A 16,948-nucleotide genomic window follows, 5' to 3' on the forward strand; every position below is an offset into this window, starting at 1 on the left:
CGTCTGCGGCACGGTTCCGGACACCCCGCCTACTTGGGCTGGAGTGCTTCCGCCCGCTCAGCCAGGACCGTCAGATCCACGCGGTCAGGGCGGTCGACGGTGCTCTGGATGGCCACCGAAGTGCCCTTGTGCGCGGACTCCAGCACGGATTCCATGACCTCCAGGGCGTGGTAGGCCAGGGCGCCGCCGGCACGGGGTTCCCTGCCCTCCGGCGTGGCGGCCAGGTCCGCGATGCCGAACCCGCGGCCGGAATCAACATAGCCGGCGGACACCGGAAGGGTTTCCCAGTCCTCGGCGCCGAGCGAAAACAGCTGGACGTCCCCGTCGAAATGGTTGGGGTCCGGTACCACCAGGGAGCCGCGCTCACCGTGGATCTCGATATTGGGCGATTTGGACTTCACGGCGTCAAAACTCATGAAGAGCGTGGACAGCGCCCCGGAGGCGTGGACCAGGACGCCGGTGACGTGGGAGTCGATGGTCACGGGGACTTTTTCGCCCTGCCGGGGTCCGGATCCGATGGTCCGCTCGTTCCGGGTGTGGCTGGCGGCGCCCATCACCGACACCACGGGGCCCAGCAGCGTTACCAGTGCCGTGACATAGTAAGGACCCATGTCCAGGAGGGGGCCGCCGCCGGGCTGGTAGTAGAAGTCCGGGTTGGGATGCCAGCGTTCATGGCCCGGGGTGGCCATGGTGGCAGACGCCGAGATGGGGGCACCGATCAGGCCGTCATCGATGGCCTTGCGGGCGGTCTGGATCCCCGTGCCCAGCACGGTGTCAGGCGCACAGCCGACGACGACGCCCGCCTCCCGCGCCGCGTCCAGCACCCGGCGGGCTTCTTCCGTGGTGGCAGCCAGTGGCTTCTCGCCGTAGACGCTCTTCCCTGCCGCGATCGCCTTCAGGGCAACGTCCGCGTGGGCGGCCGGGATGGTGAGGTTCAGGACCAGGTCCACGTCCGGTGCGGTGAGCAGGTCCTCCACGGACAGGGCGCGGACGCCGTCGTAATCATCCGCAACTGCCTGGGCACGTGCCGGGTCCAGGTCCGCAACGGCCACCAGCTGGACCTGGTCCAGCCGGCGGAAGTTGGCGAGGTACTGCGCGATGATGGCGCCGCAGCCAACGATTCCGACGTTCAACGGCTTGCCCACAGCAGGCCCCTTTCGATGATGGTGCGAACGTTCTGGGCCTGGAGGATTTCCACGCGGTGCCCTGGGGTGGATACGAAAATCCGGCCCTTGCCCCATTGGCGGGTCCAGATGGCGGGGGATGTCACTTCGCGGTTCCAGGGGTCCCACTCGCGGACTTTCTGGGTGGTGGTGGCCAGGACGTCCACATAGTCGTCAGAGAGGACCCAGTACTGTTCGGTGACCAGGTCAAAGTCCTTGATGCCCCTGGTGATGGGGTGGTCCGCGGCGGCCGGCAGCATGTTGACGGTATAGGGCACGTAGTTGTCCGACTGCTCGCCGGTGCACTCGTCCGGGTGCTTGCCGGGGTGGCAGGCGAACTGGCCGCCGATCAGGTGCAGGTAGTCGGAGGTGTTCCGGTAGGAATCGGCGATCCCGCCGTGCCAGCCGGCCAGGCCTGTGCCGTTCTCCACGGCCGCCCGCAGCCCGGCGAACTCGTCTTTTTCGATGGTGCTCATGGTCATGCACTGCATGATCAGGTCCACTCCTGCCATGTATTCGGCGTCGGCGTAGACCTTGGGGGATTCCTCCACGCGGACGTCGTAGCCGTTGTCTTTGAGGTAGGGAATGAAGAGCTCCGTGGCCTCGTACGGCTGGTGGCCGTCCCAGCCGCCGCGGACGACCAGCGCATTCTTGCGTTCTGTCATTGAAGTTTCCTTTGTCTGGCTGCCGGCTTTTGCCGGCAGGGCGTGGGTCAGTGGCTGGCGAAGGCGGCGTCGAAGGCCGCTGCCGGCGGGGCAATCCGGGCCAGGTCCTGGACCATGGCCAGCGCCTGGGGGGCGCCGATGAGCCGGTCCATGCCGGCGTCCTCCCATTCGATGCTCGTGGGGCCTTCGTAGCCGATGGCGTTCAGGGTCCGGAAGATCCTGTTCCACTGGACGTCCCCGTGCCCCGCGGTGACGAAGTCCCAGCCGCGCCGGGGGTCAGCCCAGGCAAGGTGCGAGCCCAGGCGTCCGTTGCGGCCATCGAGTTGGCGGACGGACTCTTTGACGTGGACGTGGAAAATCCTGCCCGCGAAGTCCTGCAGGAACATCACGGGGTCAAGGTCCTGCCAGATGAAGTGCGATGGATCGAAGTTCAGGCCGAAGTTCTCCCGGTGGCCGATCGCCTCGAGGGTTCGCTTGGCGGTCCAGTAGTCGTAGGCAATTTCTGAGGGGTGGACTTCCAGGGCGAACCGGACGCCCTCCTCGTCGAACACATCGAGGATGGGGTTCCAGCGGTCCGCGAAGTCCTGGTATCCGGCGTCGATCATGTCCTGGGAGGCGGGCGGGAACATGGCCACCGCCTTCCAGATGGAGGAGCCGGTGAACCCGGTGACGGTCTTGGCGCCGAGGCGGGCAGCAGCGCGGGCGGTGTCCTTCATGGCTTCCGCTGCCCGGCGGCGGACTCCTTCGGGCTGGCCGTCACCCCAGACTTCGGCGGACAGGATGCCCTGGTGGCGCTCATCGATGGGATCGTCACACACGGCCTGGCCGGTCAGGTGGTTGGCGATGGCGAATACCTGCAGGTTGTTCTTCTCGAGGATGTCCAGCCGGCCCTGGAGGTAGTTGTCGTCTTCGGCCGCCCGGCGCGGATCCAGGTGGTCGCCCCAGCAGGCGATCTCCAGCCCGTCAAAGCCCCACTCGCCCGCGAGCCGCGCCACTTCCTCGAAGGGCAGGTCAGCCCACTGGCCGGTGAACAGCGTGATTGGTCGTGTCATGTGTGTTTCCTTGAATCGTTTGAAGCTGGTTGTTCCATGGGCCGAACCGCTGCCTAGACCTTTTGCCACTGGCTGGAATTTGCGGCGCTGGACTCCACGGCCGCCAGGACCCGCTGCACCTGCAGGGCGTCCGCGAAGGACGGCTCGGGCTGGCGGCCTTCGCCGATGGCCGTGACCAGGTCCACCACCTGGTGGGTGAAGCCGTGTTCATACCCCAGGCCATGGCCGGTGGGCCACCAGTTTCCGGCGTAGGGGTGCTCGGGCTCGGTGACGAAGATCTTCCGGAAGCCGGCGTCGGGGGATTCGGCGGCGTCGTAGAAGGAGAGGGCGTTCATGTCCTCGAAGTCGAAGGCAAGGGAACCTCTGGTGCCGTTGACCTCCAGCCGCATGGCGTTTTTCCTGCCCAGGGCGTAGCGCGTGGCTTCAAAGACGCCCACGGCACCTGCTGAGGTGCCGCCGTCGAACCTTGCGCTGAAGATCGCCGCATCATCCACGGTGACCTTCCCGCGCGGGGCGTCGCTGCTGAGGTCGCCGTGCCCGCCGAGTCCCACCAGGTCGCCGGCCAGCGGGCGTTCCGGCACGAAGGTCTCCAGCAGGGCCGAGACCCCGCTGATGTTCAGGCCCGTTACCCACTGCGCGGCGTCGATGCTGTGTGCTCCGATGTCACCCAGGGAGCCGGAGCCTGACTTCGCCTTGTCCAGCCGCCACGTCATGGGGGCGTCGGCGTCGGTGAGCCAGTCCTGCAGGTACTGGGCCCTGACATGGCGGATTTCGCCGAGCCGTCCCTGGTCCACGAATCGCTTGGCCAACGCCAGGGCCGGCGTGCGGCGGTAGCTGAAGCCGCACATGGAGAGGACGCCGTTCTTGGCGGCGGTCTCCGCGGCGAGCGTCATCCGTTCGGCTTCCTCCACGGAGTTGGCCAACGGCTTCTCGCACAGCACGTGCTTTCCGGCTTCAAGGGCGGCGATGGCAATTTCGGCGTGGGTGTTGCCGGGAGTGCAGATATCGATGAGGTCGATGTCGTCGCGCTCGATCAGGCGGCGCCAGTCCGTCTCAACCGATTCCCAGCCGAGCTTGTCCGCTGCGGCGCGGACGCCGTCGGCATTCCTGCCCGCCACCGCGGCCAGCCGGGGCTGCAGGGGCAGGTCGAAAAACCGCGGCGCGGTGCGCCAGGCGTGGGAGTGGGCTGCACCCATGAAGGCATAGCCCACCATGCCGACCCGCAGGGGTTGCGTGGTGGTCATGGAGGAGTCCTTTCTACTTGCTGAAGCCGGCCGTCAGGCCGCTCAACAGTTGACGGCGGGCGACGACATACACCACTAGCAGGGGGAGGGTCGCCAGGACGACGGAGGCGAGAATGGCGGGGATGTTCACGCTGAACTCACCCTGGAAGGTCCACAGGGACAGCGGCAGGACCCTGGTTGCCGGGCTCTGCGTCAGGATCAGCGGGAAGAGGAAACCGTTCCAGACGTGAAGGGCGTTGTAGATGCCGACGGTGATGACCGCCGGCTTGGTCATGGGGAGAGCGAGGCGCCACATCATGGCCCAGTCGGAACAGCCGTCCAGGCGCATCGATTCGAAAAGCTCATTTGGGACATCGCGCATGAAGTTGGACAGGATGAGGACGCTGACCGGGATGGCAAATGCCACGGACGGAAGGATCAGGGCCAGCAAGGTGTCATACATGTGCGCCCGGGTGATCATCCAGTAGATGGGGATGATGGTGGCGTGCAGGGGGATGGCAAGGCCAAGGAGGAACAGGTTGTTCGTCAGGCTCAGGAACCGGCCCTTGCCGCGGACTATTGCATACGCGGCCATGAAGGACACCAGCAGGGCAGGCAGGACCGTGCCCAGGGTGACGATCAGGCTGTTGGTGAAGTACCTGACGAAATTGTTCTCCAGGACCAGCTTGTAATTATCCAGGGTGGGGTCCGTTGCCGGGAGCATGGGGTTGGAGGTGAAGAAGCCAGCCTGGTTCTTGAAGCTGGTGATCACCACGTAATAGATGGGGACGATGATGATGGCCAGCCAAAGCCAGCCGCCCAGGCCGCCAAGGAGGTTTGGCCGGAGCCGCCCGGGTCCCTTGGTGCGGGTAACCGGTGCTGCGGTGATGCTGCCCGTCGGGGCCGGTGGGACGGGAAGTTGTGTTGTGGAGGCCATCAGGCACCTTCCAATTGGCTTGCGTTGCGGTTTTTGCCGCCCAACCGCTGGAGGATGAGCGCCAGGCCCAGTCCGATGACGACGAGAATGACTCCCAGGGCGCTCGCGGCGCCCATGTCGTTGGCCTTGAAACCCGTCAGGTACATGTGCAGCGGCAGCAGCCGCGTGCTGTAGCCGGGACCGCCCCCGGTGAGCACGAAGATGAGGTCGAAGTAGGCGAGGCTGCCCACCACCATCAGGGTGGAGGACGTGATGATCGTGTACTTAAGCTGGGGCAGGGTGATGTTCCAGAACTGGCGGAAGCGTCCCGCGCCGTCGATTTCGGCGGCCTCGTACAGCGACGTGGGGATCTGGCGGACGCCGCCCTGGTAAATCAGCGTGTGGAAGGGAACGAACTGCCACGCAATCACGAAGACCACCACGAACAGGACCAAATCCGAGTTGCCAAGCCAGTCCTGGGCAAGGATGGGCAGGTTGAATCCGGGGCCCAGGCCGAAGTTGGGATCGAGCAGGGCCTTGAAGGCGATGGCAACGGCGGCGGACGAAAGCAGCAACGGCAGGAAATAGAGCACGGCGAGGGCGGCGCGGTACTTCTGGCCGCCGGCCGTGAACACGCCCAGCAGCAGGCTGATGGGCGCCTGGACGATGAACGAGAAGAACATGATCTTCGCGGTGACCACCAGGGCGTTGCCGGTGACCGGATCCGTGAGGACCGTGGTCCAGCTGGACAGGCCGTCCAGCTTGATCTCGCCCAAACCGTTCCAGCTGGTGAAGCTGAGGAAGACGACGCCGATCAGCGGGACGACAGCGAACGCCAGGAAGAAGACCAGGGCCGGGACTGCGAGCCACCCCGAGGGGCCCGCGTCGCGGACCCCCCGGTTGGCGGAACCAAGAGCCGTCATGGTCCCTTACTTTCCGATCGTGGCGTTCATGGTGCTGATGAACTGGTCAGGGCTGATCTTCTTGAGGAAGATCTGGTCCAGGTTGGACAGCATGGCGTCACCCTGCGCGGGGCTGAGGGCCTGGTCCCAGGAGAGGGTGAAGCTGGGGGCGTTCTTGGCCAGGCCGTAGACGAAGGTCAGGAAGTCCTTGTCGGGTGAGGCGGCCAGTTTGTCTTCGATTCCCTTGACTACCGGGACGGCGCCGGAGCTGATCAAGGCATCTGTGTTGGCATCGGTGAACATGCCGTCCTTGACGTAGTCCAGGGCCGCCTTCTTCTGGGCATCGGTCGCCTTGGCGGAGATGGACCAGAAGTTGGAGGGGTTGCCCACGACGTTCGTCGGGTCACCCTTGCCGCCCGAAACGGTGGGGAAGGTGGTGTACCCCAGCTTTCCACTCTTGACGAAGTCGGCGGCGTCCTTCTTCATGCCCTGGTAGATCCAGCCGCCCTGCAGGATCATGGCGGCCTTGCCGGTGTACATCAGGGCCTGGTCTGCGTTGCTGTCCGCCGCAACGGATGAGAAGCCGTTGATGAACCCGCCGGCGTCAGCCAGGTCCTGGATCTTGGTCAGCGCCTCTTTGACGGCGGGGTCGGACCAGGCTCCGGGCTTGTTGGCTGCGATGTTGGCGAAGACTTCGGGGCCGCCAATGCGCTCCACCAGGTACTCAAGCCACATCAGGTCCGGCCACTTGGACTGGCCGCCCAGCGAGAACGGGGCAACACCGGCCGCCTTGAACTTCGGCACCAGGGCCATCAGCTCATCCCAGGTCTTCGGGGGCTGGGCTCCCACCTTGTCGAAGACGTCTTTGTTGAAGTAGAGGACAACCGGCTGGACGTTGTTGTTCGGCAGTGCGTAGGTCTTGCCGTTCACTTCACCGTTCTTCAGCACTGAGGGAAGGTAGCGGTCCTTGACCTGCGGGTTGTCCTTGATGAAGGTGGACAGGTCGTCAACCTGGCTGGCGTCGACGTACGACTTCAGGACTCCGCCGCCCCAGCCATAGATGAAGGTGGGGCCTTCGCCGGCGCCGACGGCGGTGCGGACTTTGGTCTTGTAGGCGTCGTTGGCGAAGAAATCCAGCTTGATGGACTTGTCCGGGTTGGCCTGGTTCCAGTCATCCACCGACTTCTGGAGCACCGGCTGGTTGCCGCCGGTGAGTCCCCACATGGTGGCCGAATCGCTGCTGACGTTTGAGCCGGCAGGACCTGACGAACCGCAGGCAGCGAGGCTGACTGCCAGTCCTGCTGCGGAAATTGCCAACGCTGCCGAGCGCAACTTTCGAATCTTCATTTCGCTTCCGTTCATCCTCCGGGCTCAACGCTGGGTCCCGGTAACGTGTGAAGCAGGCGTTTGCCCCGGCTCCGAGGCGGATGGCCCGCGTCAATTCGGTCAGTGGTCGTACCGCGCGACTTTCGAAAGTTTTCGAAACTTTGCGAGCGGTGGTGCCAATCTAGCCGTGAGCCGGGTCACAGTCAAGGGTTGGCCGTTATAGGCTGAACCTTTCCCTGTCGGTCATCAGTTGACGCCCTGATGAAACCCGGGCAAGATGGCCGTAAGCGAAATGTTTCGAAAGGGTGGATGAGCCAGTGGCGAAGACTGCACGGCCGGCAAAGACAACCCTGGCAGCTGTTGCCTTGCAGGCGGGGGTTTCCACCCCCACAGTGTCCAAGGTGGTCAACGGCCGCGAAGATGTTGCGCCGGAGACCCGGGCCCGTATCCTGGCCGCCTTGGAGCAGGCGGGGTATCAATCACCCGTGCAGCGCCGTTCCGTGACGAGGACCAGCACCGTGATCGAGGTGGTGGTGGACGTCCTGACCTCGGCTTACACCACCGAGGTCCTGGACGGGATCCTGCAGTTCGCCGCTGCCGAGGATGTCGAGGTCCTGGTAAGCGTCACCGGGCCGTCGACCCCTACGGTGCAGACCGCGGAGCGCCGCGCGCAGCGGATGGTCGACGAAGGCAGGGCCGGAATGATCGTGGTGACCTCGGCATTCAGCGAGGCGCAGATGCATGCTTTCCGGCGTCGCCGGATCCCTGTGGTGGTGATCGATCCGCTCAACCCGCCTCCCGCGGACGTGGTCAGCGTCGGCGCCACCAACTGGGCCGGCGGCAAGGCCGCCACCGAACACCTGCTGGAACTGGGCCACCGGCGCATTGCCTACATCGGCGGTATTGAGCGGGCCGAGTGCAACCAGGCGCGGCTCCACGGCTACATGGCTGCCCTCGCAGCCCATGGCCTCTCCGTGGATCCGCAGTACATCATTTCCGGCGGCAGGTTCCGCCGGGACAGCGGGGTGTCCGGGATGAAGGCGCTGCTTGGCCTCGAGAAGCGCCCCACGGCCATCTTTGCCGGAAGCGACAGCATCGCCTTGGGCGTGCTCAGCGAGGCGGCGCATTGCGGCTTGAAGGTTCCCGGGGACATCAGCCTCGTCGGTTTCGACGGCACAATCCAGGGCGAGGAATCCGTGCCGGCGCTCACGTCGGTGGCGCAGCCCCTCGAGGAGATGGGGCGGGCTGCCCTCAGGTCACTCCTGCGCCAGGCGCGCGGCGAGGTCCTGGATTCCCACCGCGTGGAACTTGCCACGCATGTGATTGTCCGCGAATCCACGGCCGCTCCCGCCACCTGAGTGCAGGGGCGGGGCGCCCGGGGCGTCAGGCGGGCTTTCCCGCCAGCTGTTCTCGGCCAGGTTTCCCGGTGGTGGCCGGGCGCGGCCCCACTGACCCACGCCGCACCAGGGTTGCCGTGAACTGTGCGGGAGCGGCGGGCGGGAGCCCCTCCATTTGCCGGATCAGCGCCTTCGCTGCCGCCACTCCCATGTTGTAGACGGGCTGGGCGATGACCGTGAGGGGCGGGGTGGTCAGCCTGGTCCACGCAAAGTCGTCGTACATCAGGAATGAAACATCCGCTGGAATGGACAGGCCCAGTTCCTGGATCGCTTCCACAACGCTGAGGGCGATGAGGCCGTCGGACGCCACCACGGCCGTGGCTCGGTCCAGCCCCCTGAGCACTTCCCGGGTAATGCTGCGGATGGAGTCTTCATCGCCCGCGTTCAGCCGGACCAGGTCCTCCGGAAAAGCCACCCCGGACTCCATGAAGGCCTCCCGCATGCCTTCGATACGGTCGGCAATCTGTGAGGACTCCAGTGTCACCTCCGGGGTGTACGGGGCATTAGTCCTCAACGTGGAAATGAAGGCGATCCGGCGGTGGCCCGCATCCAGCAGGTACCGCGTAGCCTCGCGCGAAATCCGTGCCATGTCCACGGCCATGGTCTCAACCGGCATGTCCCCGGCAGTGCGGTCGATGAAGACCATGGGCCGGCCTGACCGGTGCACCTCCTGGAGGTGTCCGGTGTCCACCGAGGACGCAGGAGCGACGATCAGCCCGTCCACGCGCTTGTCCAGCAGCACCCGCACGGCGTCCACTTCCGCCTCGCGGTCCTCGTCCGTATTGACCAGGATGACGTTGTAGCCGGCCTTCTTTGCCGTGTCCGTGATGCCCCGGGTTGCCAGTCCGAAGTGGGGGTTTTCGATGTCACCCACCACCACGCCGATGGTGTGCGATTTGCCCGTGTTCATGCTGCGCGCAAGCTCATTGGGCCGGTAGGAAAGGGCCTCCGCCGCGGCCTGGACGCGCTCACGGACGTCGTCGCTGACGGCGCCGTAATTGCCCAACGCGCGGGCTGCCTGGGCCTTGGAGACCTGGGCTGCCTTTGCGACGTCTGCAACGGTGACGTCCCGCCGCCGTGCTCCTTCAGCGCTCATCTTCACCTTTCGAAGAGGCTGTTGACGCCCCCTGTGACTTCCGCTACATTTCTATCCATCGATGTGAGTCCGGTCTCAACCCTACGGTGTGAGACCGGACTCAACAAGAGCATCGGCGACTTTCTTCGGCGGCCCTGACAGCACCGCCTCCCTCCCAACGATTGGACAACGCTGTGAAGAAAAAGAACCTCCGCCCGGCTGGAATCGCCGCCGCAGCACTGGCTGCGGTCCTGGCGCTCTCCGGCTGCAGCTCCACCTCCGCCGCTTCCACCACTGAGAACAACCCCTACGGCCTGATCCAGCCGGGCACCATCCGCGTGGCCAGCCTGGGCGACTCCAAGCCGTACACCTTCGCCGACGCGTCCGGTAATTTCACCGGCTTCGACGTCGAACTGTTCAAGGATGTGGCCCACCGGGCCGGTGTGGACAACGTGGTCTTCACCGGACAGGACTTCTCCGGCCTCCTGGCCGCAGTGGCCAACGGGCAGTTCGACGCCGGTGTGGCCGCGATCGGCATCACGGACAAGCGGAAGGAAACCGTGGACTTCTCGGACGGCTACCTGGCCGGTTACCTGACGGTGATCACCACCAAGACGTCGGGCATCACAAGCGCTGAGGGCCTGGCCGGCAAGCGCCTGGGCGTGGTCCAGGGAACCCTGCAGGAAGCGTACGCCGTCAAGAACTTCACCTCGGCCAGCCTGGTCCGCTTCCCGGACAACAACACCGCCATCGCGGCCGTGAACAGCGGCAGCGTGGACGCCCACTTCCTGGATTACGAGGCAGCGAAGGCCTACGAGGACCAGCACGGCCTGGTCAGCGCCGCGGACATCCCGTCCTTCGACGCTCCGGCCGGGTTCGCCGTCGCCAAGGGCAAGACCGCCTTCAAGGAAGCCCTGAACAAGGGCTTGGCCGCCGCCATGGAAGACGGCACCTGGAAGAAGCTCTACCAGAAATGGTTCCCGGGCTCCCCGATGCCCAAGCAGTACCTGCCCAAGGCCGAACAGGCCGACTCCACCTCACCGGCACCCAGCAAGTAGCCCGCGCGCGCAAGCCCTCCGGCTCCACGGCCGGGGCGGGCCCCGCTGGCCGCTGCCCGCCCCGGCACCTCCACCCAATCTACGTCTGAGAGCAACCATGGACTGGTTCAACACCATCATCCGTACTTTCTTCGACTTCGGCGCTATGGCCGAGGTCCTGCCCCAACTGTTGGCGGTCGGCCTGCTGAACACGCTGATCATCTCCATCGCCGCCACCCTCCTTGGCACGGTGCTGGGGATGGTGGTGGCCGTCATGGGCATCTCACCCTCGAAATGGCTGCGGGTTCCGGCCCGGATCTACACGGACCTTTTCCGGGGCCTGCCGGCCATCCTGACCATCCTGCTGATCGGCCAGGGCTTCGCCCGGCTCAGCCAGTCGATCTTCGGGCCGTCCCCCTACCCGCTGGGCATCATCGCGCTGAGCCTGATCGCCAGCGCCTACATCGGGGAGATCTTCCGCGCCGGCATCCTCAGTGTGGACAAGGGCCAGGGCGAGGCCTGCCGCGCCCTGGGGATGAGCTACGCCAAGTCGATGGCCCTGGTGGTGGTGCCCCAGGGCGTACGCCGGGTGCTTCCGGCCCTGGTGAACCAGTTCATCGCGATCGTCAAGGACTCCTCCCTGGTGTACTTCCTGGGCCTGCTGGTCACCGAACGCGAACTCTTCCGCGTGGGCCAGGACGCCGCTGTGCTGTCCGGCAACCTTTCACCCCTGGTCGCGGCGGGCCTGTTCTACCTGGTGATCACCGTCCCGCTGACGCACCTGGTAAACCACTTCGACAACAAGTTCCGCACCGGACGCCGCCGGGCCGCGCCACCCACCAGCGGGCTGAAGGAAGTCAAGGAACTCGACGCGGCCTCGCCGCTCACCACCGGGAGCAACACATGAACACCCCCACGCAAAACACCACCACAGCAGGCCGCATCGGGGCCCCGACCTTCCACGGCTCCAGCCTGGAACTGCACAACGTCACCATGGCCTACGGCGACATCGACGTCCTGCGCAACGTCAGCCTCACGGTCGCCCCCGGAACGACCACCTGCATCATCGGCCCCTCCGGCTCCGGCAAATCCACCCTGCTGCGGGGCATCAACCGCCTCCACGAACCCAAAAGCGGCGACGTGCTGCTCGCCGGCGACAGCACCCTGGGCACCAACCCTGACACCCTGCGCACCCGCATCGGCATGGTCTTCCAGCACTTCAACCTCTTCCCGGACCACACCGCGGAAGAAAACGTTGCCCTGGCCCTCTGGGCCGTCAAGGGCATGCCCAGGGCCCAGGCCATGGATCGCGCCCGCCAACGCCTGGCCGAAGTAGGCCTCGCCGAACGCGCCGACCACCGCCCCCGCGATCTCTCCGGCGGCCAGCAGCAGCGCGTCGCCATCGCCCGCGCCCTGGCCATGGAACCCGAAGTCATGCTCTTCGACGAAGCAACCAGCGCCCTGGACCCGGAGCTGGTCAAGGGCGTCCTGAACCTCATGGCGGGCCTGGGCCGCCGCGGCATGACCATGCTGGTGGTCACCCACGAAATGGGCTTCGCCCGCAAAGTCGCCGACCAGGTGGTCTTCATGGACGAAGGTGAAGTGGTCGAAGCAGGCACTCCCACCCAACTCTTCGACAACCCCCGCAGCGAACGCCTCCAGCGCTTCCTCTCCGAGGTGCTCTGATGGGTACGGTTCCCGCTGCACCCATCCGGACCGCCGTCGTTGGCTTTGGGATCTCCGGAAAGGTCTTCCACGCGCCGCTGATCGCGGCCAACCCGGATTTCTTGCTCGACGTGATCGTGACGGCCCAGCCCGGGCGCGCGGCCGAGGCGGCACGCCTCTACCCACGGGCACGGATCGTTGGAACTCCGGAAGAGCTTTTCGCCCTGTCCGCGGACCTGGACCTGGTCATCCTGGGCACCCCGCCGCACACCCACTTCGGACTGGCCGCGACGGCCATCGCGCACGGCCTGCACGTAGTGGTGGACAAGCCCTTCGTGCCCACATCCGCCTTGGGTGAGGAACTGATCAGCAGGGCGGACGACGCCGGGGTGCGGCTCACGGTGTTCCAGAACCGCCGGTGGGATGCGGACTTCCTGACCCTCCGGAAGATCCTGGCCTCGGGAGCGCTGGGGCAGGTCAGCAGCTTCGAATCACGGTTCGAATGGTGGCGGCCGGAAGGGTTTGGAAACTGGCGGGACACCGTGTCCCTCTCCGAGGGCGGCGGCATCCTGCACGACCTGGGAGCCCACCTGATCGACCAGGCCGTCCAGTTGTTCGGCCCGGTGGAACGGAGCTACGGCGAGACGGTCAACCGCGGGCCACATCCGGACGCTGCCGACGCTGAAGCCTTCGTGTCACTGCTGCACGCCTCCGGAGTCCGTTCCCGGCTGTGGATGAACGGGATGGCCGCCCAGGCGGGCGCCCGTTTCCACGTCCTCGGCTCCGAGGCCGGGTACACCAAGTGGGGTCTTGACGGCCAGGAACCTGCCCTCGCAGCGGGGATGCCGCCGTCGGATCCGGCATATGGCCTCGACCCCCAGGAGTCTTGGGGGCTCCTGGGCATCAATGGTGCAACGTCCCCCGTTCCTGCCGAACGCGGCGCCTACCCGAAGTTTTACGTGCAACTGGCCGCAGCCCTGCGCGGGGAGGGGCCGCTGCCCGTCGACCCCGCCGGCCCCCTCGAAGTACTGAAAGTCATCGAGGGGATCCACGCCCTGGCCTGAGGTTCCCCCCAACTCTTCTCCAGGACGCACCGTTCGCGTCCCTCACCACCCCGAATTCCACAGAAAGGGACACCAATGTCCTCTGTTACAGCTACCAAGCGCGTCGCCATCATCGGCGGCGGCATCCTGGGCGTCTCCACCGCCGTGCACCTGCTCCGCGAAGACGCCTCCGTGATCCTCCTGACCGAGCGCGGCCTGGCCAGCGAAGCCAGCGGCCGTTCCCTGTCCTGGCTCAATTCCGCCGGCGAACGGTCAACCCCCTACCACCAGCTGCGGGTGGCCGGCGTGGACCGCTACCGCACGCTCTTCGCCTCCAACCCCCGCCGGGAGTGGCTCCAGTTCGGCGGCGGACTCATGTGGAACGCGGACGGGCAGGCTGAAACGACCGAGGCGCGGCACGCTTACGAGAAGTCCATCGGTTACGACTCCAAACTGCTGGCTCCGGAAGAGATTGCAACAGCCACCCCCGGTATCGATTCCAGTGCCGTGCCGGACAACGCCATCTTCAACCCCGGCGAAGGCTGGGTCAGCCTTCCGGACCTGATCGATTTCCTGATGGAGGAGTTCCACTCCCGTGGCGGCGAACTGGTCCTCAACGCCGGCAAGGCCTCCGTCACGGTGGAGGGCGGCCGCACCACCGGCGTGGAGACCTCGTCCGGCGGGACCTACCCGGCCGACGCCGTCCTGGTGGCGTGCGGGGCAGCGACGCCCGCCGTCGTCCAGCCCCTGGGCGTGCACATCCCCAATGGTTCGCCGGTGTCCATGCTGGTGGTGACCAAACAGGTGCAGCACGACGTCACCGCCGTGATGAACACCCCGCGCGCCGCGCTCCGGCCCAACCCCGGCGGCACGTTCGCGCTGGACCACGACTGGTACGAGGAACACATCACCGAGCACGCGGACGGTTCCTTCACCGTCCCGGAGGAAGTAGTGCAGGAACTGGCTGATGAAGCCTCCAGGCTGGTTGCCGGCAACCCGGAACTCAAGCCGGCCTCCTGGAAGATGGGCTACAAGCCGATCCCCGGTGACGGCGAACCCGTCCTGGGCGAAGTCGGCCAGGTGCCGGGCTGCTTCGTTGCCTTCACGCACTCCGGTGCCACCCTGGGCCTTATCGCCGGCGAACTTCTTGCCGGTGAAATCCTGACGGGCCGGAAGCACCCCATGCTGGCGACGTTCCGGCCGGGGCGGTTCTCCTAGGTCATGCGCGAAGGAGCGGGACCGCAGACGTGCGGCCCCGCTCCTGGACGCGCGCCGAAAGTCAGGCGCCCAAATGCCCGGTGAGTCGCCGGTGGAAGCCGGTGCTGCGCTCATCGAGGCCTTCAATGGCCACCGTGGCGCCGTGGTGTCCGTACTTGGTTTCGATGGAGTCCAGGGCGGCCACCGTTGACGCGTCCCAGATCTGGGCGCGGCTAAGATCGATGGTCACCGAGGCGGGATCTTCGCCGTAGGCGAAGTGCTCCACCAGGTCGTTGCTGCTGCCGAAGAACAGCGGCCCCACCACCTCGTAACGCACGCTCCCGCCGTCGTCCGCCAGGTTCCGCTCAACGGTGATGACGTGGGCCACCCGGCGCGCAAACAGCACCATCGCCAGGATGACGCCCACCAGTACGCCGTAGGCCAGGTTGCCGGTGAACACCACGACGGCCACCGTGACAGCCATGACGATCGTCTCCGGCAGCGGCATCCTCTTGAGGGTGGCCGGCCTGACGCTGTGCCAGTCCACCGTAGTGACGGCCACGACCATCATGACCGCGGCAAGGGCCACCATGGGGATCTGCCCCATGATCGAGCTCAGCCCCGTCACCAGGGCCAGCAGGAACACCCCGGCCACCACGGTCGAGATGCGGGTGCGCGCCTGCCCGGTCTTCACGTTCAGGACTGTCTGGCCGATCATGGCGCAGCCGGCGATGCCGCCGTAAAAACCGGCGAGGATGTTCGAGACGCCCAGCCCCCACGATTCGCGGCCCTTGTGCGAGGGGGTTTCCGTGATGTCATCGACCAGTTTCGCCGTGAGCAGGGTTTCCATGAGGCCGACGAACGCCACACTCAGGGCCGTGGGCAGCACCAGCCGGAACGTCTCAACATCAAGCGGAACAAGGAACGGGGTGATTCCCGGCATCTGGCCGGTGAGGGGCCCCTCGTCGGCGACGTTGGGAACAGCAAGGCCCGCAAGGATGGCGATCGCAGTGACGACGACGATGGCCACCAGCGGCGACGGGACCACCTTGGTGAAGCGCGGGAGGATGAAGATGATGGCCAGCGTTACGGCGAACAAGACGTAGGCGAGCCAGGGAACATTGAGGACGTGCGGCACCTGCGCCACGAAGATCAGCACACCCAAGGCGTTAACGAACCCGATCATCACCGAGCGCGGGATGAACCGCATCAGGCGGGCAAGGCCGGCCAGGCCAAAGACCACCTGGATGACGCCGGCAAGCAGCACCGTCGGCAGGACGTACTGGACGCCGTGCTCGTGGACCAGCGGAGCAATGACCAGGGCCACCGAGCCCGCGGCGGCCGTCACAACGCCGGGCCGTCCGCCGAGGATGGACATCGCCAGGGCAAGCACGATGGAGGCGACCAGGCTGACCATCGGATCCACCCCGGCCACGATCGAGAACGAAATGACCTCCGGGACCAGGGCGAGGGTGGTGACCATGCCGGCGAGGACCTCGCGGGTCAGCTGCCGCGGAGAGCGGAGCGCGGCCAGGACGGAATTCGGTTGCCGGGCGGGGCGGGGGCGGTCGACGACGGCCAAGGAGCGGCTCCAGGGACTTGGCTCTCAGGAAAGAGCGGGTGGGCAACGTTGTGCGCGCCACGGTGCGCAAGGGTCCAGCCCTGCCATGGAAGACAATTGGGGTGGAGAGAAGGGCCGGTGACTGCCGGCTGCGCATGCAACACTACCCTAACGTAAGGGTTGAGCCGGATTGGTGACGTGATGATGAAAGAAATGACCGCCGAAGAAGTGGTGGCCACAATGCATATCGGCGAACTGGCGGACCGTTCGCAGATGTCCCTGCGCACCATCCGCCACTATGACGAGGTGGGCCTGCTCAAACCGTCCGGCCGCACGGACGGCGGATTCCGCCTCTACACTGAGCGCGATTTCACGCGCCTGCTCCTGATCCGCAGGATGAAGCCGCTCGGATTCACGCTCGAAGCCATGGCCGGGCTCTTGAAGGTCATCGACGCATTGGAGGCTGCCGCGCCCGGCGAGGACGTTACGGACATCAGAACTGAGTTGAACGGGTTCATCGAAGAGGCAGCGCGGCGCCGTGCCAAATTGGAGGAACAACTCGGCATGGCCGATGAGTTCCTGGCGCTGCTGCGTGCACGTTAGGGAACCGGCCGCTGTTGCCAAACTGTGCCTTGCCACCCGGCCATGCCCCCGGGGCAGCAGTAAGCGCGGCTGATAAAATGACCGGGTTGCAGGGCGGCCCATAGAGCCGGTGCAACCAATGCC

The 16,948-nt window shown here is 66.0% G+C and carries 16 protein-coding genes; 7 read left to right on the forward strand and 9 right to left on the reverse strand.

Going from position 1 to position 16,948, the window contains the following annotated elements:
- Nucleotides 1-29 precede the first annotated feature (29 nt).
- The 7 genes from AC1DIP_RS17485 to AC1DIP_RS17515 are packed head-to-tail and all read right to left on the reverse strand — an operon-like array spanning nucleotide 30 to nucleotide 7,268.
- Complete coding sequence (locus AC1DIP_RS17485; RefSeq protein WP_477734503.1) at nucleotides 30-1,145, reverse strand: Gfo/Idh/MocA family protein; 1,116 nt, start codon at nucleotides 1,143-1,145, stop codon at nucleotides 30-32.
- Nucleotides 1,130-1,828, reverse strand: a complete 699-nt coding sequence (locus AC1DIP_RS17490) for a ThuA domain-containing protein (protein WP_477734504.1) — start codon at nucleotides 1,826-1,828, stop codon at nucleotides 1,130-1,132. Before AC1DIP_RS17490 ends, AC1DIP_RS17485 begins: the two co-directional genes overlap by 16 nt.
- Nucleotides 1,829-1,875: 47 nt before the next feature.
- A complete protein-coding gene (locus tag AC1DIP_RS17495; RefSeq protein ID WP_477734505.1) occupies nucleotides 1,876-2,880 on the reverse strand; it encodes a sugar phosphate isomerase/epimerase family protein in 1,005 nt (334 codons plus the stop codon).
- Nucleotides 2,881-2,933: 53 nt separating this feature from the next.
- Nucleotides 2,934-4,124: a Gfo/Idh/MocA family protein gene (locus AC1DIP_RS17500; RefSeq protein WP_477734506.1), complete on the reverse strand. Its 1,191-nt coding sequence runs from the start codon at nucleotides 4,122-4,124 to the stop codon at nucleotides 2,934-2,936.
- 13 nt (nucleotides 4,125-4,137) lie between these two features.
- Entirely contained in the window at nucleotides 4,138-5,040 is a 903-nt protein-coding gene (locus AC1DIP_RS17505; protein ID WP_477734507.1) for a carbohydrate ABC transporter permease, read from the reverse strand.
- Complete coding sequence (locus AC1DIP_RS17510) at nucleotides 5,040-5,942, reverse strand: ABC transporter permease subunit (protein WP_476208288.1); 903 nt, start codon at nucleotides 5,940-5,942, stop codon at nucleotides 5,040-5,042. Before AC1DIP_RS17510 ends, AC1DIP_RS17505 begins: the two co-directional genes overlap by 1 nt.
- A 6-nt stretch (nucleotides 5,943-5,948) precedes the next feature.
- Nucleotides 5,949-7,268 carry an extracellular solute-binding protein gene (locus AC1DIP_RS17515; protein WP_476208289.1) on the reverse strand — a complete coding sequence of 440 codons (1,320 nt, stop codon included), beginning with the start codon at nucleotides 7,266-7,268 and terminating at the stop codon, nucleotides 5,949-5,951.
- A gap of 296 nt (nucleotides 7,269-7,564) precedes the next feature.
- Here AC1DIP_RS17515 and AC1DIP_RS17520 point away from each other — a divergent pair, with 296 nt between their 5' ends.
- Nucleotides 7,565-8,605, forward strand: a complete 1,041-nt coding sequence (locus tag AC1DIP_RS17520) for a LacI family DNA-binding transcriptional regulator (RefSeq protein WP_477734508.1) — start codon at nucleotides 7,565-7,567, stop codon at nucleotides 8,603-8,605.
- A 25-nt stretch (nucleotides 8,606-8,630) separates the two neighbouring features.
- On the opposite strand, the gene AC1DIP_RS17525 is transcribed toward AC1DIP_RS17520, so the two are convergent.
- On the reverse strand, nucleotides 8,631-9,740 hold the full coding sequence (locus AC1DIP_RS17525; RefSeq protein ID WP_476208292.1) for a substrate-binding domain-containing protein: 1,110 nt from the start codon (nucleotides 9,738-9,740) through the stop codon (nucleotides 8,631-8,633).
- Nucleotides 9,741-9,913: 173 nt separating this feature from the next.
- Between AC1DIP_RS17525 and AC1DIP_RS17530 the strand changes: the two genes are divergently transcribed.
- From AC1DIP_RS17530 to AC1DIP_RS17550, 5 genes are all read left to right on the forward strand, one after another.
- Complete coding sequence (locus AC1DIP_RS17530; protein WP_476208294.1) at nucleotides 9,914-10,777, forward strand: transporter substrate-binding domain-containing protein; 864 nt, start codon at nucleotides 9,914-9,916, stop codon at nucleotides 10,775-10,777.
- A gap of 97 nt (nucleotides 10,778-10,874) precedes the next feature.
- Nucleotides 10,875-11,663, forward strand: a complete 789-nt coding sequence (locus AC1DIP_RS17535; RefSeq protein WP_476208296.1) for an ABC transporter permease subunit — start codon at nucleotides 10,875-10,877, stop codon at nucleotides 11,661-11,663.
- Nucleotides 11,660-12,442, forward strand: a complete 783-nt coding sequence (locus AC1DIP_RS17540; protein ID WP_275181364.1) for an amino acid ABC transporter ATP-binding protein — start codon at nucleotides 11,660-11,662, stop codon at nucleotides 12,440-12,442. The genes AC1DIP_RS17535 and AC1DIP_RS17540 overlap by 4 nt, the downstream gene beginning before the upstream one ends.
- Complete coding sequence (locus tag AC1DIP_RS17545) at nucleotides 12,442-13,485, forward strand: Gfo/Idh/MocA family protein (protein ID WP_477734509.1); 1,044 nt, start codon at nucleotides 12,442-12,444, stop codon at nucleotides 13,483-13,485. The genes AC1DIP_RS17540 and AC1DIP_RS17545 overlap by 1 nt, the downstream gene beginning before the upstream one ends.
- A gap of 75 nt (nucleotides 13,486-13,560) precedes the next feature.
- Nucleotides 13,561-14,682: an NAD(P)/FAD-dependent oxidoreductase gene (locus tag AC1DIP_RS17550; protein ID WP_477734510.1), complete on the forward strand. Its 1,122-nt coding sequence runs from the start codon at nucleotides 13,561-13,563 to the stop codon at nucleotides 14,680-14,682.
- 61 nt (nucleotides 14,683-14,743) lie between these two features.
- Here the strand turns inward: AC1DIP_RS17550 and AC1DIP_RS17555 are convergent, their stop codons facing one another.
- Nucleotides 14,744-16,243 (reverse strand): SulP family inorganic anion transporter, encoded by a 1,500-nt coding sequence (locus tag AC1DIP_RS17555; protein ID WP_477734511.1) that lies wholly within the window; start codon nucleotides 16,241-16,243, stop codon nucleotides 14,744-14,746.
- Between the two features lie 180 nt (nucleotides 16,244-16,423).
- Between AC1DIP_RS17555 and AC1DIP_RS17560 the strand changes: the two genes are divergently transcribed.
- Nucleotides 16,424-16,825: a MerR family transcriptional regulator gene (locus AC1DIP_RS17560; RefSeq protein ID WP_476211815.1), complete on the forward strand. Its 402-nt coding sequence runs from the start codon at nucleotides 16,424-16,426 to the stop codon at nucleotides 16,823-16,825.
- Nucleotides 16,826-16,948 lie beyond the last annotated feature (123 nt).

The organism is Pseudarthrobacter sp. 05T312 (assembly GCF_056396685.1).